This is a genomic window from Pseudochrobactrum asaccharolyticum (assembly GCF_003314995.1).
Lineage (GTDB): Bacteria > Pseudomonadota > Alphaproteobacteria > Rhizobiales > Rhizobiaceae > Pseudochrobactrum > Pseudochrobactrum asaccharolyticum.
Map to the genome: position 1 here is coordinate 342,344 of NZ_QNRH01000004.1, position 23,545 is coordinate 365,888.

Genomic DNA, 23,545 nt, shown 5'->3' on the forward strand with positions numbered 1-23,545 from the left:
TTGCAATCATCGCAGGGGAACACTTTGGTCAACCATAAGAGTAGTGTGCGCTTGCTAAATTAATTTGTTGGAGAAACCAGCACTGGCTGAACTAGATCTACTCTATTCTGCACATTCACAGGAAGGCCACTGAAGCCACTGTATTCAATATAGCAGGGATCGTGACGAGAGCCGCAGCTTTCACCAAGCGCCACAGCAGGAGTACTCATATTCTGAAAGGCAATGATCGATAGTGCTCCAGCGATAATTGTCAGAACAAACTTTGTGTATTTATCCATATTAGAACCCTTCAATAAACCAGCCGAAATTTATTATGGACGCACATCGTAGCCTCGTTTACTCATGCAGCCGAACATCGCCTTCTCTGCAAGTATCGCTTCATCGAATGGGGCTCTGCCACCACCACCAAGACGTGTCTGAGCGACTTCACCTTGACACTCAGTTTTCGCAAGTTGAAATGGGGTTAAAATTGATGGCTTGGTATCGACGCGCAACCCTGAAGATCGTTCGTAATAGAATGTTTGTGGGCCGCATCCCGCTACAATTAAACCTATTGCTATAATACCAAAAAACTTACTTGTCATTTTTCCCCCTTGACAAATGATTCATCATGACTCGACCTAATAACGCTTTGTGAAAAAGGTAAAGCCCTGAATGCAAGCGGGCTTGATACTAGGAGCGCCCAACGCGCCTTGATGGTGCGTTGTTTATGGTCGGACGTAATGGGAGGGCTGTGCTCTGCCGGTCTCCTAGCCGGTCTAGCAAACCTGTTATTGCCTGGCCACGCTCTTTCTGTTCAACATCTATCGCTTCAATTATGGTAAAAGAACAGGCCTCTTCTTCCGGGGCCGCTTCATACCTGCGAGAGCAAGGCCGCCACCTTTAACCTCTGCTACCAGATCACCAACAAATGCAGTGGATCCATCAGCGAGTACGCGATCTTTTACTTCAGACCAGACTGCATTGGTTGCTTCAGCAGTCCATACCTTTTTATTGGCATAAGCATCACCAAGGCGCTCAGCTATACCAGGGTTGACGGCGAACAGTTCTCGATAGAAACCGTCCTCAGACATTGCTTGACGCTGTGCCCAACCTTCAACGCCTGCTTCTTTCAGCCCATTGCGTGCTAGAGCCATGGAGAGGGAGGACAAGACATCATCAGCAGCAGTACGCTCGGCCGGTGACACATGGATTGGCTCGCCATCATGATCGAGAAGCTTTCCAGCGGACATTTCCCTGCGAACCATGCCGATAGCCTGAATAGCGTTTCGGGCGCGGATCATGGGGTGCAGGCGTTTCGCATCAGCGTCGAGACTGGAAACTGCAACATACGCTTTTGAAACCTTATCAAGCTTCGCATAATAATCTGCAGCCCCAGCCTCATCACCGCTTTCTACCATTGCCTGCCAGCTTTTAACCTTTCCTTCGAGGGTGCCTTCACGCTGGCCGGCCATTTTCCAAAACATAGTAGATGACTGTGCTCCACGCGCCGCATCCTTAATGAAACGGCGGGAAATAGGGGCATCGTCCCAAGCAAAGCCTGGAGCATCAGGCTGGGCAAGATCATACAATGACAGAGCATTACGCCCCCATGATCCCAAGTGCGTTGTTATGAGATGATCGATGATCACCGGTGGTTCGTTGAAAATCCTACCAAGCTGTTTGGATATTGCGCTGGATCTTGATGTGTACTGCAGAAATGGCTCCATCCCCTTCAGATCATCGGGAACGATTGGTGATCCAGTGAAAAAGTTTGTATTCGACTTCAGCTCGAAATAGCTTTTTATCAGCGGATTACTTTCAAGAAGGTTCGGCGGGACCAAAACTTCATAAAGGCTATCGCCCCAACGGCTCATTGCGCGAGGATCTTTCTGCCCCCACATATCGTAGACCGCTTCCCCTAAATTGATCATAGCTGACATTTCAAAAGGCTTAGGTACAGCAATCCATTTATCACCGGCTTTAATCATCCAGTGCGTGGCGCGTGTCGTTTCTGAAATCTCATCATGATCTTCATGCCGACTGCTGAGAGCATATAGGGACATCGAGGCTACGGTTAACGCTGAGAGACGAGCCCAGGCTTTCCAGGCATCCGGTAAAGCACGAATGTCTTCTGCGTCCATAGCCAAACCAAGGAACTTTTTAGCTAATGGTGCAATCATATGACGAGCCATTTTGTCAGTCCCCTGAATTGTAGCATTCAAGAATGGGATTACCCGAGCCACAGCCCCCATGCCGGACCCACGCCGGTCAAAATCAATATAGTCCCTTGCGCGCCATGAAGCCTCGAGGAGTGCTTCATAATTATCTAATCCGCGTTTTTTGGCCTCTTCCTGGAATGTCCTGAATAGTCCGACACGGGTTGCAGTTTCAGAGATCTCCGCAGTTTGCATAATCCCGTGTAAAGATTTCAGGCGATTAGCCACCCATCCACGGCGGCGCAAACCATCAATGTCACGCTTAGCCATAACTGCAGAAAGAGATGCTGTTTCTGCACCGCCAGATATTCCATACAAACGACTATATGATTTAGCGACATCGCTTCCGATAATGTCATCGGCCGCGCCACGTATGGTCACACCGATCCTGTGGAATGGACGGCCATAATATATTGCAGCCATTGTCTGATCACGAACAAAGTTTGCGGCGATGAACTCTGGTGTCAGTGTAATACCAGCACGAAGAATACGTGCTGGTACTGCAACCATATTCACCCAGAAGTTATTCTCACTGCGGCTCATCATTGTGAGCGCACGATACATTTCATGACCGAATTTCCCATCAGCGAGACGCAATGCTTTCAAATCACCGCCATCACGGAAAAAGACAATAGGCTCTCCCTTTTCATTTATCATAGCGGGGCGGAAGACAGCAGCCTTTTCAGAGCCAACAGCGCTTTCCACCGCGTCACGTAACACAGTGATGTCTGCATCATTAAGCCCAGCATTTTTTGCTGCAGACTGGATTGCCTCGATCGGATCCACCATATTGGCGCGAAGCTCTTTTGTCGGAACGATTTCGGCAATGGCACCTCCGCCTGGGCCGGCGTTCAGAGCTAGTCTATGAAGGGATTTGACCACATCATTACGTGCAATTGACATGCTGGTTTCATAAGCATCAGCCGCAAGGCTTTCTAGCGGATTAATGACATCGCGCTTAGAACCCTTAAAACGCTTAACAAAGCCGCCCTTCATAGAGCCACCTCGGCCAGACTTTTTTCCGGATGCCTTGACTTCACTATCAGCCGAAAAATCCCGCAGACCTGGCACGTAATCCTTGATCAGATTGCCACGCTCAAAAGTCTCGAGATCAATCAAACCGGCATCATATTTCTTTTTCCAAAGTGCACGGTTGAATTCATGAACTTTGGCTGCAGCTGCAACAAAAGAAGGAAACTGCTTTTCAAGTTCGGCAACATTTGCTGTGTGATCTGCATGAGTGAGCTTATCTGGTGGATTTGGAATTTCGCCATTGCGATACCGCTCCCATTCACCGAGTGCACGCCTCGACCAAAGATAGGAACCAAAATCGGCGACACGCTCATTATCCCAGCCGGACAAAGCATTTGGCTTACCTGTTGCCTCAACAATAGCATCACGCAGGGAAGGGCTCTCAGGATTAACGCTCTTATATGGAGCTACACCATACATCACATCCATATGTCCAGCCGAATATGCACCGCGCGACATGCGCGCGAGCTTGTAAGGATCTGACGATGTATTGATATCCAGAACCTTGCCTGTATTGGAAAGATGAAGGTCTTTCAAATGTGAGACAGCGCGATTAATTGGGTTGAGATCATCAAGCGAAAAAGTATACATACGCTGCAAGACATCGGCGATTGTCCCGCCAAATCCGCCTTTCTTCAGCTCTTTACGTGCAGACTTAAACCAGCCGTCTTTTTTTGAAGAAACGATAGTGGATTTAACCGCAACCGTACTTGGAGCTGTCAGAAATGCATCCCAAGCCGCTGTTGCATCATTGATAGCCTTCGCCATTTCAGGCGCTTTTTCGTCGAGCAATTTTCCAAATTTATCAGAGATATCTGGCAAGCTTTTTTTCAAGTATTCACGATTGGTAATCCAAAGGCGAAAGAATTCAGCAAAACCTTCATAATCGCGACCGTCCGTAGGATCATAATCGAGCACAGAAAGCTCTTTAGAGTGCTGCTGGATAAAGTTTTTAATATCTGGAATATGCGCGTCAATGTGATGACCATATTCGTGAGTGAGCGTGTCAAAGTCTTCAAGCGATCGAACACGAACAACGCTATCGCGGGTATCGAATGTACCGAGAACGCGTTTGCCACCGGTGATCCGTCCTTGCCTTGTTGCTGTAATATTCAGCGCTGTTGCAAGAGCATCAGCTGTTTCGCGAATACGCTGCACATGTGTTGCAGCACTTTGCACTTGAGCCGCCACCTCGGTCGCTCTTGTGCGTTGAGATCGCAATCCAGCTGAAGGTGTAGCCATCATAAAATCGCCGACATCTTTTGTGGCTGCAGCGATAAGCGGCATATCGTGCTTGCCGGTTACATCAGCCGCTTTATCAACACGGGGCGGGGCTATCGATGGATCATCGATTGTTTTTACCGTATCGGCAATGAGCGCTGCCTCACGGAGCGGCTCGACCTGTCGCGATGAATTGAATTTTTCAATGCCACGTACGTCTGCCGCTTGATCAGATAGACGTTCACCGATCGTTGGCGGGACATCGGAAGAGACCTGACTAACCGTCTCGGGGCGTGCGCCACCCCCTAATTTTTCAACCTGCTCTACAGGCATTAAAAGACCGTTGCCAATGATACGCTCATCACCATTCGTATCGACCACACGGCGCATTGTCCCCGGTACGTTCTCTTGGTTTGTTGAAAGCGTTACACGCTGTCCATGGAGTTCTCCGGCAGGAAGACCATCAAGAGCACTATCATTTACAACGTATTCAATTGTAACCGGCGAAGTGGGAGAAGCTTTAGGCGCAGGAACCGGTTCAGCTGCTGGAACACTAGTCGGAGACGGGCGCGCTTCGATAATTGGGGCGACTGGATTTGGCTCTGGTGCAATTTGCGCCGCAACATTAGAAGTATCAGCAATAGGTGAGGGCGCATTATCATCAAGAGCATCGAAGAAATTCGCGCCTTTACCAGCTTCTGTTTCAGCATTTTTTGCCGCACGGCTCTGTTCGATTTTTTTACCAACACCATGCGTAATGCCGCCTGCAGCGCCACCAATACCAGCCCCGAGAAGAACGCTGATAGCATACCGCTTGGGGTCAAACTCTTCGGCATTTCCACCGGCGATATCGATCCCTTGGATGGCAGCATCTGTGACAGCGTTCACTGCGGCCGCATCAACAGCGCCGGCAAAAATTTTTGCCCACAAACCGGTGACAGCCATTTTGCTGCCGACCAGAATTTTTTCACCAAGACCGATAGGAATAAAATTTTCGATGCTGGCAGCGGTACCGGCAATCTGGCCGGCAAGTGCTGTAGACCCTTCGAGAAAGCCTTGCCATTCAGGATATGCTTCATAGTTTCGATCAAATCGCGCACGATCAGCTTGGCGCGAAGGAGTGGATGCATCATAGGTAGCACCAAGAATAGTGTTGGTGCGATTGCCAGCCTCAAAGTTTAATTTAAATCGATCGATGAGCCCAGGCTCAGCTGCCGCTGAAATTGTATCTTCAACGCCATCAAATTGGTCAAAGTAATTGGCCATAATTTACCTCATAAATTATGAGATAAGCCTAAGGAACTATGCGTTAGGTCAACTAAACAACCGATGTGTTAAAAACACGAGTGGCCAAAACGCACCATAAAGCGCTTGCCAGCCAACATATCTGTACCATTCGAATAATGACATTTTATCCCATGCCCAGTATGCAGCGCTTCCAACGTAGAGAAAGTAAATACTCAAATAGATTATCTGAATCCAGCGCCAAACTTTCAACTTTGCCTCTTCCTTAGTAGTCGATTCTTCTAGTGGGGAGTTTGGCGCATTATTGAAACAAGAAGAAGCGAATAAGTTTTCTCATTCAACCCATGCCGGTTCAGTACGTCCCAGTATTCTCTGTGCAGATCCAGAGCCAAATTTTTCATCGAATTCACCAGCTTTCTCAGGCTGTGATATTAATGCCTGGCGCTGCTTATAATTTGGTATAGGGAAAGCATCTGTAGCAATCGGAGCGCCTGAAGCATCAGCAGCATCGACCTCACTGATGACTTGTCCTTGCCGTTTATCAGATGCAGAAAAAGCCTGACCTTTTGACAAGCGGCGAAAATATCCGGCTCCTAATCCGGCCATTTCCTTACTCACCCCCTGTGAAGCAATCATCTGCGCTACGACCTGATCTGCATAACTGCCATAGGTTTGCTGGATCTGCTCGACAGTTGCCATCATTGCCTTGGATGCTAAAGACGGATCCGCTTGCGCAGAAATTGGCCGTGCAAGCGCTCGAGCTTCATCTGCAGTAAGCGGCGCCTGCTCAAAGTCTGAAACACCGAGCGCCTGCTGCGCCTGCAGACGAGCTGATACTAATGACTGCATTGATGAAGGATCCTGAGGATCTGCTGCATCGGCAGCAGCCTGAACGTCAGGGAAAGCCTTTTGCACGGATAAAGCAGGATCCGCAGCTCGTTCTTTAATAACAGCTGAAGCTTGTTTTTGAGCTGCGGTAAATACTTCCAGATCTTCCGCAAAACCTGGTGTGCCAGGTGTTGGTTGCATGCCTGATATTCTTGCAGCTATATCAGCGGCAGATTGTGTGTTCATTCCGTTGGTGGCGTCAAAAACGCGGCCGGCGTAATCGCGTTTTTCTTGCCATTTTCTGAGGCCATCTTCCCCTAAATATGCCTGCACGCGATCAGGCGTAAGGTTGGATGTACTTGGGTCTAGGCCTTTTCCTGTTGCTGAAACACTTGCAATATCATCATCAATTAGGGAACCGATTTTTGCAGCTTCCACTTTGTTTTGAGCTTGAGCTTTATTCTTTTGCTCAAGCGCATCCCGCCGCAACGTGTCGGACATCGCCTTCACTGTTGCATATGGTAAATCTGCCAAAGGGCCTTTGCTGTCCTTCCAATCGCTCAGCAACCCAAGAGAATATTGTTCTTTTTGCTCAGGAGTGGGAAGAGCATCAAATACACCTTGTATACGGCCACGGGCAGCTGTCATCGCAATCTCAATCTTTGCTTTTTCTCCCTGCGCAGGTGTGAGCGTGCCGGCATGAATTGCACCATCAATTGCTGCTTGTGCAGCAGTCACTTGCTGCTTAATGAGTTCGTCTCCTTTGGGTGATGCACCAAGCACTTGGGCTTGTCGCTCGATGTCCCTCTGTTGTGCCTCGAGTCCTGTAGCAAAGTCAGCTTCCTGTTGACGACGCAATTTTGCTTCATACTGCGCAAAGACACTTTGACGATAAGCTTCAGTACGCTGTGAAAATGATTTATCGAAGACCTCTCGCATTTGAGGATCATCGATATCCTTTAGATACGTCTCGTGTATTTTGTTTGCAGCATCCGCAAAACCCGTGGGATCATCCTGAAATTGCTGTTGGGCATTAAACAAGTCATTTGATAGACCTGCCTGCATACGCCACGCCCATCCGGACATAACAGCATTGTCAAAAGCCTCACTATAAACCGTACCATCACGGCGAAGCGCGAGCGGCTCCACTGAAAGCACAGGAGCCTGATAAGTATTAGCTTTGGCCTGAGCTTCAGCAGACGGAGCCTGCCCAAGCGCAGATATAAATTTTTTCCCGTACGACCCTACATCAGCGCCTAAAGCATCTGTGCGGTTGGTTTTACCAACTCCACCAGGACCTGCAAACCAAGCTTGCGCGGCTCCTTCAAGTCCAAACTGTTTAACATATCCACCAAATTTATGATCAAACACAGCATCCTGAATATCAGGCGAGCTCATAAATTCCTGAACTGAAACTTCACGGCCGAGAGCCGCTTTTGACCACGGGCCAATATTGGTTTCCATGATCTGGTATCGGCCGAGCGCACGTCCCATTTTATCATTTTTGGGACCAACAGCAGAATAATCTCCGCTGCCACGGCTTTCGATAGATGCAATTGCATCACGATAAGACGAATTGCCTTTAACAATGGACTCTCTATCCAGAGCACGAGCTTCAAGATAGCCGGTAGCCTGACGCTGAACATAAGGTTCTGCATCCTGGATAGCCTCGCGCTGACGTGCCTTATCTGCAAGTTTTGATAATGTGCCGGAAAGACTTCCGGCCGCATCAGCCAGAACACGCGATGCTTGCCCCGTATCAACAGCATAAGCCGGAAGATCGGTTGAAATTAAAGCATTACCAGAGAAGCGAGAAACTTCACCAGGGGAACGACGCTGCCTGTTTGCCATTATCCACGCTCCGCAACACTGATACCAAATTGTGCAACCGGAACAAGCGCGCCAAGAAGCGCGCCACCACGCTCAGATTTTGCGCGTTGCCTTAAACCCTGTGCTCGCATGCGATACAGTGAACGTCTGAAATCAGTATCCTGTTGATCAATAGAAATTTCTTGTGCGGCCTGCTGCTTTGCTCGTGCAGCACCATCAGCAGCAACCCCTTGTGTCAGATCAATGCCGGCCGCAGAATAAGCAACCTCATTCTGTCCGAGCACACGCGCGAGTTCTCGACGCATTTTATTTTGTCTTTGAACGCCAGCCAGCTGCTCTTGACCACCTTCGAGCTCAGCTTGAACAGCTTGCTGTTCGGAGGCTCGAGCTGATGCTGCGCCGGCACTAAGTCCGCCTAGCACCTGAAGGGCTGTTGAAAACCCTTGAAGCGCGGTCAATGCACCAGACCCTGCGGCGGTTGCACCACCGACAGCAGTGCCGGCTGCTCCTGCCGCAGCGCCAGCTGATGACATCCCTAAACCGGCAGCGACTTTTCCAATTGCAGCAATGGCTAATTCCAAAGCGACCTCCTATAGTGCTGCTTCCACAGTAATCGCACGGACGTTAAGTCTACCAGGACGCAGCTGAGAGACTGTCACAAATGGCGCATCAGAATATCCGCGCAGATTGCGGATTTTGATTGTTGTGGTGACACCCTGCGAAAGCTCCGGCACATCCGCGAGTAATCCATAACGATATAAGTCAACATCTTGTAACGGATTACCATTGACAGAAATCGCGACACTTGTCGTATCCAATAGAGAAAGATGGATGCTGTGGATCCGAGCCTTTCTCTTTAATATTGTATTCGGCCCAATATCTCTTGGAGGTGGAAGGGTAGAGATTACCGGTGGTTTCCATGTGCCGACCGTTGCTTTTGTGACTGCCATTGTCAGTTCAATAGTACCGCCTGAAACGCTGAATGGTCCGAATACGTTGCCATCGCCAACGACCCAAACAGAACGACCGTTAAAGCGAGCTAAGCCTGATATGACATTTTGCGGTGATCCGAACTGGAAATCTTGAGCTTCATCCAATAGAAGGCCGGTCTCGAAGCGCTCAAAATATCTTTGCCCATTGCGCTGAATGATAAACGACAAATCATTGCGACCGTTTTTACACGTCGCCTTAAACAGGCCATCAGTGGTCATGCGAGTGAAAGCAGTAACTTCCTGCTCCCGAAGAATTGTTGCCAAGCGAGCCTGTCCATCGCTCCTAATGATCGCATGAAGATTGCCATCCATTGAAGCATTCGAGCGACGCACAGCCATATCTGCAATGTCAGTAAATAAGTGTGATGCGAGCAGCGAGATATCAGTTGCTACAAAGTTACCTTCAACATCAGTATATCGAAGTTCACCGAGCGTAGCGCCATTTCGATGACACCAAATTGCCGCTCCTTCATTATCAACGACCGGCACACCACGCTTGATGCCGTATCTGGATGATTGGACGTGGTTCGGAGCATCAGTTTTTGAGATAGCACGTTCGGCAATCCAGTATTCTGCCTGACTGGTAAAAATCAGCAAGTTCAATGACGGTACTATAGCTTCAATACGTTCACCGCCAGCGCTATCCATAGGCACAAGAAACGGGCCATTTGCTTCAGTGAAACGCTCGTCAAAATTAAAATAGTCAGCACTCTTGGAAGCCATCCAAGCATTAGGCAGTGATTTAAATCCACCGACTAAAAGGCGCTGATTATAAAATGTCCCGCACTGCGGCCAGCCACGGCCGGCTGAAATAAGCGGCTCGCCTGGGGAAACACCCGGGCGTTCTTTTACAGATACGATAGCTGCATCTGCCTTATTAATAATGCGGCCAGATACAGCCCAGCCGTCACCTTCATTTCCTGCGCCAGAGAATGTTATCTTAACAATTTTTTTGTCTGTAAACTCAGCGACGACATTAAATCCTGCACTTACATTCGGCAGGTCAGCAATCGCAACTCTGATTGCATCTTGAAGTGTGGCTGCAGTATCAGAGAAGGTTATTGATTGTGTTTCCTGTCCTGAAACAGTCAACACAAAAATAGAAGTTCCACTTTCCAATCCTACAAATTCAATACGCCAGATCGCCGCCACGCCATTGGTATAATTCGCGCCATAGTCATAATTTGGGATTGCTTCATAGGGTAGATCATCTACAGCCCAGCCCGCATCCCCCAGTTTCAATCTTTTACTTTTCAAATTTTCATGAAATAGCAGCAACGTATCCAGACGCTGCGCATAGGTCATATCTGAGACTAAACCGGATATACCACTAATATTAAACGAAGCCACAGCACTTGATGCGGACCAAACCTGACAATTTTCACCTGCAAAAACCAGATCGAAAGAAGTACCGTTCGAAGCATCAAAGGGAATAATTTTCTCTGCATTATTCGCGAGAACACCGATATGCCGGAGACCGTCACGTTGACGAAAGCCGCCTTGTGGTGCAACAGCAATATTCTCAGCGTATTTTAATCCAGTGCTGAAGTATTTCAACGTGGTTCGCTCTTCCAGCAACGGATCATGTTCGCCGGAAGTAAAAGCTGTTTGCATTCTGCCTGGACGACCGACCATGATTACGATCTCCAGGCACGTTCGAGCGGATTACGATGCGTCGCAATACGACGGGGCGGATTTGCAAATCCATCCTCGTGAAGTGCGGCGCGGATCTGTCCACCACGAAAATTATCAGAAACAGAACCGTAAGCTTCCTGATAAAGGCTTTCCATAGTGTTGCGATCGGATGCGATCGCAAAAGCCATTCGCCCCGCAAGTGCTGAGATAGTGGCAGTACGGAATGTGGCCGTCCAGCGATGTGGATCCGGCCGGAATTTTACCATTGCGAATAACGGGTCATCATCCGCATTCACCTGACCATTTGTCAGAATGAAATCGTCATATCTGCGATCGGGACTTCTCAGATCATCTGTGAGATAGACGGGTAGGCCGGTATATGGACGAGGAACATCAAATACATATTTATAACCGGTCAATGGCTCTGCGTCGGTCAGCCGTGTCAGCTGCCGGACTTCGCGTGCAAAAGCAAAACCGGAGGGCTGCAGACCAAGATTAAAATCGACAACCTCCTCATAAAGTAGTGATGCCGATTGACCGCCGTTCAAATCTTCAGTCAAACTTTCGACAGGCTCTTCGCCGATGCGAGCACATGCAACATTAACAATGTCGAGAACGGTCAGCAGCGCCATATCAACCTCCTAAAAGAACCCCTGCGGGTGCGTGAAAACCCGCAAGGGCTGCGCACAGATGCCAGCGATTAAGCGACGTTCTGAGCAGCGATTGTAACCGCCGTGCTGGTCACGTTGGAAACAATGTAATTGCGACGGACAGGGGTGGTACCAAGAGCAAGCGTCATATCAATGTGATCGCCTTTCTTCACGCGCGTCTTGAGCGCGTTGAAATAGCCCGCTGTTTCAACCGCCGCCTGATCATCATTGGTGACATAGCTATGCTTGCTCAGATTGGATCCGGCAGCACCACTTGGATTGAACATGAAATCGTGGGTGCGAAACCCTTTTGCATCGTAAGCCATAAGGACTTTCCTCAATTGCTGTAAAACAAAAGAAGTCCGGCAGATCGCCGGACCTGCCTTGTTTAAACGACTGTGATTGGAGTGTTAGATGAGGTGGTAAAGCGCTTAATTCCTTTACCTTCCTGCAAAGTACTGGCAGCGCCTTTACAGGTCATGTTGACAGTCCACCAATTCTCATAGTTGTCCCACGCGGTGATGACGCTAAGATCATCATTGTTGCACCAGCCGTTGGCGGTCTTATGCCAGATAAACAGATCCTGCTTATTCGCACTTGGTACAGGATAAAGATCCAACGGATCCTCTTCGGGGAACAAGAACCAATTTACCCCGTTCCAGAAGCGCGTGTCTGTCGCTTTCACAAATGGGATGTCGCTGCCAACATGATCAGCCGAGTTGACAATTTTATTCGCAAGAAGCTGGTTGTATTGAAGGGGCGGAAGGCCACAATATACCTGCCCATCCCATTTAACCTTATCTTCCTGAAGCGCTGCACAAAGCATCAATGCATTGGCTGCGGAAAATGCACCGGATGAGAAATCAAGCCCAGCATCTGCAGAAGGCTTCTTCGCTGCCATTTGAGCATAGATTTCGATGTCGGTAGCAATTCCAAGGGCGTTGGCACCACTCTGGTAGATCACTTCTTTTTCATCGACAGACATACGATCAACATCGTATTCCTCAATGGTATCAAAAGCCTTCCACGTGGCCAACGGCACTTCGAATTTTTTACGCTCGCCATTGCCAGGCTGATTGCGTTCGCGGCGTTCAATCTTTTTGGCTTTGGTTTTACCGGCAAGCCAGAAAACGCCCTTTTCGTTATTTTCGATACGCATTGCCTGCGTAACGGTAGGGCGAAGGCGATTGCCTTCTTTCTGGTAGATGTGCATGGCACGATTGGCGTACTGAGTAGTATTCCAATTAGGAGAGTTCTGCGACATTTTAATCTCCGATGTTGAAGGAAAACACCGAGGAGGAGAGGCCGCAGAGGCTCGCGGGTCCGGTCAAAGCCGGAGAGGCCGCGAGGTATGCAGGTCCACCCTGTGCTGATCCTGACGATAGAACAGGGTAAGTTCAGTCAACTTAGCGAGATGGATATAAGCGATTATAGCCCTCATCATACCGTTTGCGAAGGCTCTCATCATAGCGCTGATTAGGATCTGTATGATCGCGGTTGCGGGGATCAATGCGCGGATCTTTATCAAGTTTTTTCAAATCTTCTGCAGTTAGGGCACCTTCAGCGCCGCCCTGACCTTCAACTCGAATACCATTTTCAGAGAGACGGCCTGAAAGAGCGCGGAGTAAAACGTTGCCGGCTGCTGTATCGGTCATCCCGAGCAGCATCGCATTCACGTCATTTTTCAATGCATCAGGAACATCTTTCAATTGGTTCATCAAACCTTTGGCAAATGTTTCTGAGGCGATAAGTGCTTCCTGAGTTGAGCGAGCATCCATGCCGGTTGCAGTTTGAAACGACTTCAATTCCGTGCCTGGATCAAAAGGCCGTGCAAGCACACCTTGCTCAACGAGGGGAGAATAAAGATCAGAAATAAAACCAGAGAATTGATCCTGGCTTAACCCGTGTTTGTGTGCGGCATTGCGAGCGGATGCGAATACGGGATCCTGACTGAGATCGCCAAAATATGGCTTCAGATTATCACCAGGCTCGAAAGCATACATATCCGCTTTCTCTGGCGCAGTCGGCAATTTTGATAGTTTTTCACGCATACCACCGAAGCGCGTGTTGAGATCATTATAACCACCAAGCAATTTACCAAGCGTTTCATCCGCATTGGAGCCGGCAAATTCAGATGGTAAACCTTGAGGGGCAGACCAGCCGTCACCACCGTCACCACCGCCACCACCGCCACCACCAAGATCAGCAGCATCGAAAACAGGCTTATATTTCAGAAGAAAATTTTTCATTTCACGCTTTCCCTTTAAGTTTCACGAGGCTGGATAGTCTCTTGGTTACCAAGCGCGATCTGCCTGGCAATCTCATATGCAACTGCATTCTGCCCCTCACGCATGGCACCAAAAACAGCCATGGATGTCGGGTCGAGGCCTAATGCTGCGAAAAACACTGTACGGCGTAATGTAGTATCAAAAAGCTTTTCAAGTGCCTTTCGACCGTCCGGAGTATCTGCAAAGCGTGCCCATGCTGCGGAGATAGCCTTGCTGTCCTCTGCATCTTTACTTTGGCGCACATCGAGTTTTTCACGCACAGATGGATCCATCTGCTCAAACCAGCCCCAGCCTTCTTTCGCCGCGCCTTCAACCATGCTTTGAAATGATTGTGCATTCATTATTGTGCTGCCCCCATTGCCGCGGCAGCAGCACCTGCTAATTCTGGACTGGAACCGATTGCACCGGCGGCCGCGGCCGCTGCTGCTGCCTCTCGCTCCTGTTTATCCATGGCGGTTCTTTCATCTGAGGTAACAATGTAGTTGGTCGGTACACCCAACTGGCGACCGATATCCGAAAGAGCATCTTCCAGTTTTGCAACACGGCTAGCACGCTGCTGCAGGATCATAATCACCATCTGAAGCCACTGGACAATTTTCTCTATGCGTTGGGCTTCCCGCGCCATGGCCAGTGGAGATTTAATTTTCACACGGATAAGGAGCTGGTCGATTGGTATCTCAGACTTGATAAGGCCGCGATTATAGGCAAGCTCAATCACCCGTTTAACTGCAGGTATTGTTACCTCTTTAATCAGGCGGCCATATGCACCAAGATGATCTGAGGCTAGACGTTTCACACGTTCAAGAATTTCTGTTGCCGATCGCACCGCACCGCCATCTGGAGGCAATGACTGATCCATCATTGTGGCCTTAACAGACATTCTCATGTCCTGAAGTACCATGTTAGATAGATCTAGTCGCGGATCTGGAAAACGATTGATAGAAGCACCAAGCGTGCCGCCATTGCGCGCAACTTTCCAGAATACACCAGGCTCAATCGGTGCAAGATCAGGATTAAAAACACCATCATCAACTGCCGTGTAAATACCAAGCATTGCTATTGCAGCAGCCTGAAGCTGAAGGCGCGCAGTGGTGTTCAGCGTTTTGATAGTCGGCATAGCGAGCATGACCGGACCACGGCCATAAGTTTCACCAGGAACACGAAAATAACGGGGGATCAGCCAAGGGCAAGTGCGGCTCTCGGTTTGATAGATGATTGTTTCCTGCTTTTGGCACCAGACCAGCATATTCCAGCGCTTTCGTTTCCGGTCATATACTGTATCGACATAAACTTCGATTTCATTTTCTGGATGCGTTCTATGAAGCTCTTTTAGCTTCTTGCCAAAGCTGCCTTCAGCCCACGTATCAAACAGCACACGGATGGACATTTTTCGTGTCCAAAAAATTGCTGCGATTTTGTTGTTCGGCCCCTGTTCAATGAGCAGCTCATCGATGGAAACCGAAATCGGTTCCCACATGAGCTCCGGATCATCTGTCGGGTTCATTAGAAGCGCACCGGTACCAGCTGAAAGATCAAGCGCCATTTCGTGAAACGCCATATCCCAATCACCGTCATCAAAGAAAGCCTGCGCGACTTTGCTGATTGGTTCAAGCGCGGCTTTCATCTGCTCGCGTTCTTTGGTGTCGATAACAATCGCACCTGGTTCAAGCTCGAAGTTTTCTTCACCGGCCGGCCAAAAATCCTGCTGTACTTTACCTGCAAAACGGAAGGCACTATCGATCGCGGTATGATCAAAGACCTGATCAACACGTTTTTCGCCTGTTCCGGTATCGCGTGTAGATTTTCGGAAGGGGATAGCAAACTGATAGGCTTCATCCATAAGAGGCTGAAAGCTGTCCCGCTCTTTTTTTGCCGCATTGCGGCGGGTTTTCAGTTTGCTGGTTTCGAACATTATGCCTGCCCGAATTTAGAGTTGCCGCCAGTAGTGTCGGTTAGGAATGTCAGCATACGGCTGCCTGTTTTACGTCCGGTTTTTCCAGCTGCAGCTTGATCTGTTTCAGCTTGCTGTGCAGCAAGATTGGCAAGCGTTTGGCGCTGCTGCGCTTCAGTTTGTTGCTTTTGCAGATCTGCTGCTTTGTTTGATCCGCCAAAAATTCCGCCCATGCCATATTTCTCCGCGCTCTGTTTTTTCGATGAAACAAAAGCCCAGAAGACACGCGATGCGTTTTCCGGCTTCGGAGGTGCAGAGCACCACAATCTCAGAGTAAGAGCTCGAGGCTAGCGTCAACCGTATCTGACTGATTAGGAAATGCATGTGTTTGGCGGCATCAGGGGTTACTATAAACCACCCCTCAGCACCGGTTTCGATTGGATATAAACCGAAAAGACCAATCAACTTATCATCAAAACGCAGTGTGAAGGTATCACCACCGGACCACATTTCCTTGACAACAGCCCAATGGAGTTGTGTTTTTGCACCTGCCAACTCGGCCATATCAAAAATAGTTGCAGGAGATATGACTTGATATTTCATCGCCGGCCAACCCTATGAGGATCAAACCCACCACGAGATCCGGAACTCCATGGCGAACCACCAGCTGATGGTTTCGAATTTGAAAATCTATTACCTTGCCGTGAGTGGTCTGCAGCACCACGAAGAACACCGGTACGCCCACGAAAACCAAGGATCAGATATTGAAGGCCATCTTGCACGTCTGACCACGGGTGCGTTTTTTCTGGCTGCTCCTCGAATTCCGTCGAGGCTGTTTCTTTTCGACGCTTAAACCGATATTTCCCATCAAAGCCCTCAAGTAGAAAAGGACATTTTTCGGGGCAAATGATCATTTCGCTATCGGGCTCATGATAGCCACGCAATTCAGTTTTCACGGCATCCATACGCATGCCGAGCTCATTTGAGCCACCTGCAGGAATGAGAACGGGCAAACTCAGGATCATGGCAATGGTTTCCATCGCCGCGAGCTGACCACCTTCACGATCGGCGCCGTACTCAGCTGCAGGGTCACACCAAATCCGAACATTGCTGGCACTCGAATAATCAGCTTCAAGTTTTCTTAGAAGCCCTTCCGCGAAGCGTGCAGCACCAACACCATGGCCGAGATAGAGTTCATCGATAACAGAAATACGTCCAGTGCCTTTTACTTGGCCAAATACGGCAGCTGGGTTGAGCGTATTCATTGAAATATCGATACCTATACCAAGCGTTAGCTTAGGCTCGAATGTAATCCGGAAGCGAGCAACATGGATAGTGCGATTGAATTTTTCATAGACAGGCTTGCCGTGACGAGAATAACCAAACTCGTTATCAACCATTCGTTTAACGAAATGCTCATCCTGGTTGCGGATAATACGGGAATAATAATCAACCTCGAGGTTGAATAAATTTTCTGCCTGCTCAGACTGGCCTGAAGGCTGGCGATATAACTTTCTATCTTCGGTTACTTTTTTGACGAAATCCTTATAGACCCAATTATCAACCGTCGGAGCATTCAGATCACCGATAACGAAGCGCTGGCGCTGACCTGAAAACACCTTATGCCCGAGCTGTTTACTAAGGTCTTCGAGCTCCTTAACTGTTAGCAAAATATTAGCCGAGGGATAACGGCCGACGCGCTGCTCGAGGTCGTCTAGAGCTCCCTCAGAATGCGTATCTGCTTCATTAAGCCAGCCACCGGAATATTCACGGCCTTTCATCAAAGTTTCGATCGAGTTTTCACCAAGGCCAGCAAATTCGGTAATAACCTCGATGCGGATCCCGTCCGATCCCATGAAGCGGAGCGTGTGTGTTACCGGTCGATCATTGCCCCCCGCCCATTTACAGCCTGGGAATGTTTTAGGAAACCATTGCTTCCAGCTCTCCAGAACTGTCTTTTCTGCTGATCGAAAGGTATCGCGGAGAACAATCCACCGGCACATGCGCGTTGGCTTACCATCTTCCGGATGCCAAGCTACAGGCGCAAGAGTAGCTGCGAGAATACGTCTGAACGCGCAAAGGGTCGTCTTTCCTCCACCCAATGGCCCCATAATGAAGGCGGTTAGAAACGTGGAGTTTAAGAATTCCTCACCTATGGGACCAGGCGGAGTGTAATTAAACGGATCGAAGTCACCAAAGATTTCAAGCTTAGAAACCAGTTCGCGGACTTCATCTTCGCTAAAAATTTTAATGTCGTCGCGACTGACAATATTGGCGATGTGATGTGACATCAGGAGACCTCACCAGATATGGCGCTGATCGGCGCGCGCGATAGCGCATGCGCGCCGAATAAAAATAAGCCGCTAAGCAGCAGAAGCCGAAGGCGATTGCTGCGCAGCGTCCGCTTTTCATTCCATTCCTCTAAAAATCGAAAAGACTTTTCCCCGACCCCTGGGGAGGCGAGAACGGGCGCGGTGCACCCATAACGCCACCCCCGAACCCCAAGGCGAGGCAAAACGCTCCCGGCGAAATTGTTAACCTTTAGTCTGAATTGCGAAAATAGGGATCGGTGCGCGTAAGCATACCCCTGATAGGGGGGGAGGGGGCCATCTTCGGGAAGGCCATGGCCGGAGGCCATGGCACTGCTGCCGGTGACGGCCGCCTGCTCAGTGCTGGCGTCGCACTGGGAAGAAAGGTCGATCGGTCGAAAATGGCCGGTCCCCTCAAAACACATGGTGTTATACAAATGATATTGTGTCATCTGCTTTTTATTGCATGTGATTGATTTCATTTGCTTTTACCTTCCGTCCGACTTCCTGCTGTCCGACTTTGATTTTCATCGTTAGCTAAGTCATTGATTTTATTGGAAGTCAGTTCAACGATAGGCCGACCGACAGTCAGTCCCTTTTGCGCTGCAATTTGCTTTGCCTGGTCGATCTGGTTGGTGCCGGAATTGATCACCAGCATTGGCAGACGCTCATCTTCAACCACAATGCGCACCGGTGCTTTGCCATGCAGGTATGGTGCCAGATCACGAGCGCAGGACATCTGCTCTTTCACGATATCGATCAGCGCTGGCACCGCGAGGCCAAATTTCTTCCCAATCGCTTTCTGTGTCCGCTCATGCTCGATGAAGAAGGCTTGAAGCGCCACAGGATCGGAAGACATGAATTCAGCCTGCAATTCCAGCGGATCCTTGAAGCCCTGCGCGTCATACCAAGCCTGAAAGTCTTTGGTTTTCTTATTTGTTGCGCCCTTTGGCCTGCCACGTCCACGCAGCGCAGCCTTCGCCGGATCTTCGCGCTCCAGCGACGAGGCCGCATCGGAGCGCCAATCATGCCCCGTATTCTGATCATTATCGATTATTTTATTCTCTGCCATTGTTCACGCTGTCTAATGACTGTCTAGTGATTGTCTAATGGTGATTGTTTAATTAAATCAGTTACTTACTTTTATATTTAGACACTTAGACAATTAGACATATTAATAATCTCATACGTATGCGTATGTACGTGTGTTATGAGAGATAACGCTGTCTGATTGTCTAAGTGTCTAATTTTATGACTAACTGTCTGTAATATTTGAATAATGTCCGTTAGACACTCATTAGACAGTTAGACAGTTTATTGCGGCTCACCACTCGTTATGCGTTAGGCTACAACAGGTCGAAAACTGTCAACCGCGAAGTTTTCAGCATGCAAAAGGGTTAGGGTCGGGCTTTCACCCTGAAAAATCGGACAAAATGGCGGGTCTATACCGCCATAGGTTGCATTCATCATCTACTTTGCCATCGCTCGAACTCATAAAGGGAAATGAAGGTGCACCGCACCTGACGGCCGGCGACAGTCACACGATTGTCCATGCGACCTCCACCAACATCGATTTTCTGTTTCACAACGGTTGGCTCACCGCGCTTGAATGCAAAGTTCCAGCTGCCCTGTGTTCCGCTCGAGAATGGCGTACCAGTCAGCGCTCGTGCGAGAATGCGGCTTTGGTTAGGAATAGCCAACATCGGCTGTCTTGCTGTCCCCATAAGACCGAGATCAATGGCCGCGAGTTTTTCTTTGGTGTCACTAAAACCCTGCGTTTCTTTACGTAATAGCTCGAGCTCCTGCGCTACAGTCTTGCGCTGACCACCGGTAAAGCCATCGATGACAGATGTGAGAATATATCCGAGACATTGCTCCCAAGTGGCGGCTTTGCCTTCCAGCTCAGGCAGATTGTCTGCTGCCAGCCATTCACCCCATTGTGAGAGATCACGATCAGGTAGGCCAAGTTCACGCATGCCTACATCACCAAGCATAGTGTGCGCAACAGCGAGGAATGTGCCAAAAGTTTTTTGACCACGGCTATCGTGACCATGCTCGCGCAATACATTGCTGTAATCATCCAGTCGATATTGGAGCTCGTCCCATCCATCTGTTAATACACGTAAAAGGCGAGGCCCTACGGTCTCAGCCGCAGGCAGCACCGGCGCTTTTGTACTGGTGGATTTGAGCGGTAGCAGCTGAATGATTGCGAGACGTGTTAATGAGGCAGGCGGCAGAGGCGGAGGATTAATACCTGAAAAGAAAAAGGTCGATTGCGCTTGGAATTCAACGCCTTTGTGATTTTGACCGCCGCGAATACGTACGGAGCCACTGGCAGCATCACGCGCCATTTTGATTACACGCTGCGCTTGCTCCTGCCCTTCATCACCTTCCATTTCGTCGATCGCGATCGGAACACTGTCATGCCCGACAAGCTGATATAGACCAGCCTCAGATGCGTTCGTTGTCGAGACCATCATCCGGCCGAGAATTGTTTTCAGCACACCGAATTTACCGGTGAGTTCAGATTTACCGGTGCCAGCATCACCAACAATAAAGAGGGAAGGCCGCCAATCCAAAGCGCCGCCAAGCATGGCAACGCCGATACTGCCAAGCAGCAGGATTGCATCAACGTCACCGCGATCCATATTCCACGTTCTGAGAATTTTCACGACAGATGCTGCCGGATTATCTTCTGGCGCTACCGGATCTGCCCATGGGGACATCGATCGTGGCCGCCGCACATAAAGATGATCACCATATTCACCGGTGTCTTCGATCGCGCCATCGATCCACATATGATCGCCGCAATGCAAAATCAGTTTGCCTTGGCCATCGCGCCATGCACCACGTCCGCGAACCATATCGGTTGAAGACCACGCGCCTCGCTCACGACATGCCGCAAACATTGCGCGTCTGACCATCTCGGACTTAAAACCGGTTACACGGCCGCCTTTATCATAGGCGGGGAAAGCCCAATCCAGCCACTCTTCATGGCCGGCAAACAGCTTTTGCAGGCGCTCAACACCAAGAGCGCCGTCACCTGTGTTAAAAACCTGCCCCATAGTATCGATGAAATAAAAGTGCTCGCCGTCATATCCGAGCGGACGCACAGGGCAGTTATATGGCAGATAGCCGGTAGTATCGACAAAACCATCATCGATCCAGCCACCAGGCTTAATACCATCAAGATCTTTGCCACGTTCCGGATACGCAGCAGTTTTTCGTTTTTCTGCGAGCTTCACACGGTTGACGGCTCCGCCTATCAATCCGCCTGTTTTCCGGATGCCCGCCTCGTTTTCCTGTTGCATCAAAAATATTTTTCCCCAGCTCCGGAAAACGGGTCAAAACCCGCCTTCCGGTTGACTTTTGACCGGACAGTTTCAGTTTTGCTTTTTGCCTTTTGATGATTTTTCAGCCGTCTGGCTGTCATCAGCAGTCAGTTCGGCTTTGGCAGCATCTGTTTCTGCTCCACCTGCAGCATCGTTTTCGCCAGCCGCTTCGGAAGCTTCATTTGCCACCGCCGGTGCCAGTTCAGCAGAATTCTCACCCGCTCCTGGAGCGGCCGGTGAAAGTTCTTCGCCCCTTCCGCCGTCTGCTGTAGCGTCCAGTTCAGGTGCTTCACCCTGTGCATTTGTATCTGCTGACGGCGTGCCGCCAACTTCCGATCCGTTTTCTGAAGCTGTTTTCGCATTGATTTCATCCTGATCGATTTTGCCTAAAGATAGGGAGCCAGATGCTACTGGCAGCGTGAAGCCAACAGGCTCCGCAGGCGGAATTACAGCTGCAGCTTGGCGCTTGGCAGCGTCCGCCTGATCTTTCAGAAATTGCTTTTGATAGTCATGCTGATCATTGAGCGAGGCTTCCGGCTCAAAAATACTATCCTCGAGGGCGAGGGGCGCAGGATCAGCCCGATTAGCTTCCCGCTCAGCCTTTTCAGCTGCCAGCTGCGCCTTGCGCATTTCCAATTCGGCACCGAGGCACGTACTGGTAAATGTGTTGAAGGCCACCTGATGCGCAAAAGTAAGCTGATCAAATTGCAGTTGCTTCAGTTCATCCTGCACGATCAGGCCAGCAATAATGCCATAGCGCCAAAGCTGCTCACCGATCGCGCCGGTATTCGCGGTATATTCCGCAAGCGCCATTACTTCGGTTTCCTCAGCCTCCGGATCTTGACTGCCGCCATACCAGTCAAAGCTGCTGCCATGCAGATCGGCATTGCCTTCAGTCAGAATTTCAAAGGCACGAAATGCCGCGACATGTGCAACAGCACCGCCATATTCCACGGCATTGATTTTGAGAATATCGGCCATTACCAGCCACTCCTTATTGCATCGTTGACGTCTTTTCCCCATTCAGCCGGCATCGAGATAACCTCGACCGGCTTCCTGAAGCTTTTGATGCGCGCGACTGCTCGTTCGAACAGCGCTTGCGCTTGGGGTTTTCCCCAATCGTTGTCTTTGAAAATGATCCAGCTCGAGACGGCCGGATGATCCGGAACGGTCAAAAGACCGGACAAACTACCTGCTGACCACATGCGCAGCTCTGGCTCTGAGATCGCGACAGATGCGCCATCCTCAATGCCCTCGACAATTCCGCATATGCCTTTAACGCCTTGTTCTGCAGCATCTTCGGCCGACAATCCGCTCGCGCCATTGGTCAGCCGAATGACAAGGCCGGAAGTTTCCGGAAACATGAGTTTGGACTTCTCCACATCAGCCTTGCCGGATCCGTCATTGCGCAAAAATGTATAATGGCAGGCACCAATCCGGCCGCCGCTATCAACCATTGCCGATATGAGGGCAGGGATATGAGGTCGCTGCGGATCCATCCAATATTCACAATCTGGGCGGTAGCGCAGTGACCGGCCGAGATTTGGAACCTTAGAAATATCAATGTTGCGGGACTTGAAATATGTCTCGACCGGTGTGTTCAGGATCTGACTACTGCAGCTGAAGAAGAACTTGCGAGCGCGAGATATGGAGGCTTCACGGCGCTTTGCTTCTTTTGCATCCGCTGCTTTTCTCCGAGTTGCAGCCTCCGCTGCCAGCTGCTCACGCCGATCGGCAGACATGCTTTTCAGGCCATACCGGTCTTCAACCCATTCAACAGCTGCAATGCGTGTTTCATCTGTCACTGCACCGGTCAGGCCGAAGGCCACCAGATCGATCGCATCGCCCTTGTCACCAGATACAAAGTCTTTCCATGCACCGCGACGATTGCCCTGCAGCCATACAGCCATCTGGTCAGGCTTGGATTTTGCGCGATATGGATTAGCAACATTCCAGAGGCCGGAGCGTCTATGCTTACGGTTGGCGCGCAAAAGCTGCTCGATAATATTCTCGAGATCATCCAGAACACGGTCTTTGGCGACAGAAAAACGGCTCATATTAAAGCTTTCCTGCGCTTACGCGGTTTTGATCTAA

At 49.7% G+C, this 23,545-nt stretch carries 19 protein-coding genes; all 19 read right to left on the bottom strand.

Annotation, left to right across the window (positions count from 1 at the left end):
• Nucleotides 1-59 precede the first annotated feature (59 nt).
• On the bottom strand, nucleotides 60-278 hold the full coding sequence (locus DFR47_RS12760) for a hypothetical protein (protein WP_113944791.1): 219 nt from the start codon (nucleotides 276-278) through the stop codon (nucleotides 60-62).
• Between the two features lie 33 nt (nucleotides 279-311).
• Nucleotides 312-584 carry a hypothetical protein gene (locus DFR47_RS21580; protein ID WP_147245552.1) on the bottom strand — a complete coding sequence of 91 codons (273 nt, stop codon included), beginning with the start codon at nucleotides 582-584 and terminating at the stop codon, nucleotides 312-314.
• A 231-nt stretch (nucleotides 585-815) separates the two neighbouring features.
• A complete protein-coding gene (locus DFR47_RS12765; protein WP_113944792.1) occupies nucleotides 816-5,717 on the bottom strand; it encodes an LPD38 domain-containing protein in 4,902 nt (1,633 codons plus the stop codon).
• Between the two features lie 312 nt (nucleotides 5,718-6,029).
• The gene (locus tag DFR47_RS22110; RefSeq protein ID WP_245416548.1) at nucleotides 6,030-8,375 is read right to left on the bottom strand and encodes a hypothetical protein; all 2,346 of its coding nucleotides are present in this window, start codon (nucleotides 8,373-8,375) and stop codon (nucleotides 6,030-6,032) included.
• Nucleotides 8,375-8,935: a hypothetical protein gene (locus tag DFR47_RS12775; RefSeq protein ID WP_113944793.1), complete on the bottom strand. Its 561-nt coding sequence runs from the start codon at nucleotides 8,933-8,935 to the stop codon at nucleotides 8,375-8,377. Before DFR47_RS12775 ends, DFR47_RS22110 begins: the two co-directional genes overlap by 1 nt.
• 9 nt (nucleotides 8,936-8,944) lie before the next feature.
• Complete coding sequence (locus DFR47_RS12780) at nucleotides 8,945-10,981, bottom strand: phage tail protein (RefSeq protein ID WP_113944794.1); 2,037 nt, start codon at nucleotides 10,979-10,981, stop codon at nucleotides 8,945-8,947.
• A 2-nt stretch (nucleotides 10,982-10,983) separates the two neighbouring features.
• Nucleotides 10,984-11,613 (bottom strand): phage connector family protein, encoded by a 630-nt coding sequence (locus DFR47_RS12785; RefSeq protein ID WP_113944795.1) that lies wholly within the window; start codon nucleotides 11,611-11,613, stop codon nucleotides 10,984-10,986.
• A 68-nt stretch (nucleotides 11,614-11,681) separates the two neighbouring features.
• Entirely contained in the window at nucleotides 11,682-11,957 is a 276-nt protein-coding gene (locus tag DFR47_RS12790) for a hypothetical protein (RefSeq protein WP_113944796.1), read from the bottom strand.
• Nucleotides 11,958-12,019: 62 nt separating this feature from the next.
• Nucleotides 12,020-12,895, bottom strand: coding sequence for a phage capsid protein (locus tag DFR47_RS12795; RefSeq protein WP_147245554.1), 876 nt, complete (start codon nucleotides 12,893-12,895; stop codon nucleotides 12,020-12,022).
• Between the two features lie 142 nt (nucleotides 12,896-13,037).
• Complete coding sequence (locus DFR47_RS12800; protein ID WP_113944798.1) at nucleotides 13,038-13,880, bottom strand: hypothetical protein; 843 nt, start codon at nucleotides 13,878-13,880, stop codon at nucleotides 13,038-13,040.
• Nucleotides 13,881-13,894: 14 nt separating this feature from the next.
• A complete protein-coding gene (locus tag DFR47_RS12805) occupies nucleotides 13,895-14,260 on the bottom strand; it encodes a hypothetical protein (RefSeq protein ID WP_113944799.1) in 366 nt (121 codons plus the stop codon).
• Complete coding sequence (locus DFR47_RS12810; RefSeq protein ID WP_113944800.1) at nucleotides 14,260-15,831, bottom strand: portal protein; 1,572 nt, start codon at nucleotides 15,829-15,831, stop codon at nucleotides 14,260-14,262. The genes DFR47_RS12805 and DFR47_RS12810 overlap by 1 nt, the downstream gene beginning before the upstream one ends.
• Before the next feature lie 153 nt (nucleotides 15,832-15,984).
• The gene (locus DFR47_RS21585; RefSeq protein WP_147245558.1) at nucleotides 15,985-16,413 is read right to left on the bottom strand and encodes a hypothetical protein; all 429 of its coding nucleotides are present in this window, start codon (nucleotides 16,411-16,413) and stop codon (nucleotides 15,985-15,987) included.
• Nucleotides 16,410-18,101 carry a hypothetical protein gene (locus tag DFR47_RS12820; RefSeq protein WP_113944802.1) on the bottom strand — a complete coding sequence of 564 codons (1,692 nt, stop codon included), beginning with the start codon at nucleotides 18,099-18,101 and terminating at the stop codon, nucleotides 16,410-16,412. Before DFR47_RS12820 ends, DFR47_RS21585 begins: the two co-directional genes overlap by 4 nt.
• Nucleotides 18,101-18,601 carry a hypothetical protein gene (locus DFR47_RS12825; RefSeq protein WP_113944803.1) on the bottom strand — a complete coding sequence of 167 codons (501 nt, stop codon included), beginning with the start codon at nucleotides 18,599-18,601 and terminating at the stop codon, nucleotides 18,101-18,103. The genes DFR47_RS12820 and DFR47_RS12825 overlap by 1 nt, the downstream gene beginning before the upstream one ends.
• Nucleotides 18,598-19,191: a hypothetical protein gene (locus DFR47_RS12830; protein WP_113944804.1), complete on the bottom strand. Its 594-nt coding sequence runs from the start codon at nucleotides 19,189-19,191 to the stop codon at nucleotides 18,598-18,600. Before DFR47_RS12830 ends, DFR47_RS12825 begins: the two co-directional genes overlap by 4 nt.
• A 394-nt stretch (nucleotides 19,192-19,585) precedes the next feature.
• Nucleotides 19,586-21,430 carry a hypothetical protein gene (locus DFR47_RS12835; protein WP_113944805.1) on the bottom strand — a complete coding sequence of 615 codons (1,845 nt, stop codon included), beginning with the start codon at nucleotides 21,428-21,430 and terminating at the stop codon, nucleotides 19,586-19,588.
• A gap of 72 nt (nucleotides 21,431-21,502) precedes the next feature.
• Nucleotides 21,503-22,432 carry a hypothetical protein gene (locus DFR47_RS12840; protein ID WP_113944806.1) on the bottom strand — a complete coding sequence of 310 codons (930 nt, stop codon included), beginning with the start codon at nucleotides 22,430-22,432 and terminating at the stop codon, nucleotides 21,503-21,505.
• Nucleotides 22,432-23,508, bottom strand: a complete 1,077-nt coding sequence (locus DFR47_RS12845; protein ID WP_113944807.1) for a DUF7146 domain-containing protein — start codon at nucleotides 23,506-23,508, stop codon at nucleotides 22,432-22,434. Before DFR47_RS12845 ends, DFR47_RS12840 begins: the two co-directional genes overlap by 1 nt.
• Nucleotides 23,509-23,545 lie beyond the last annotated feature (37 nt).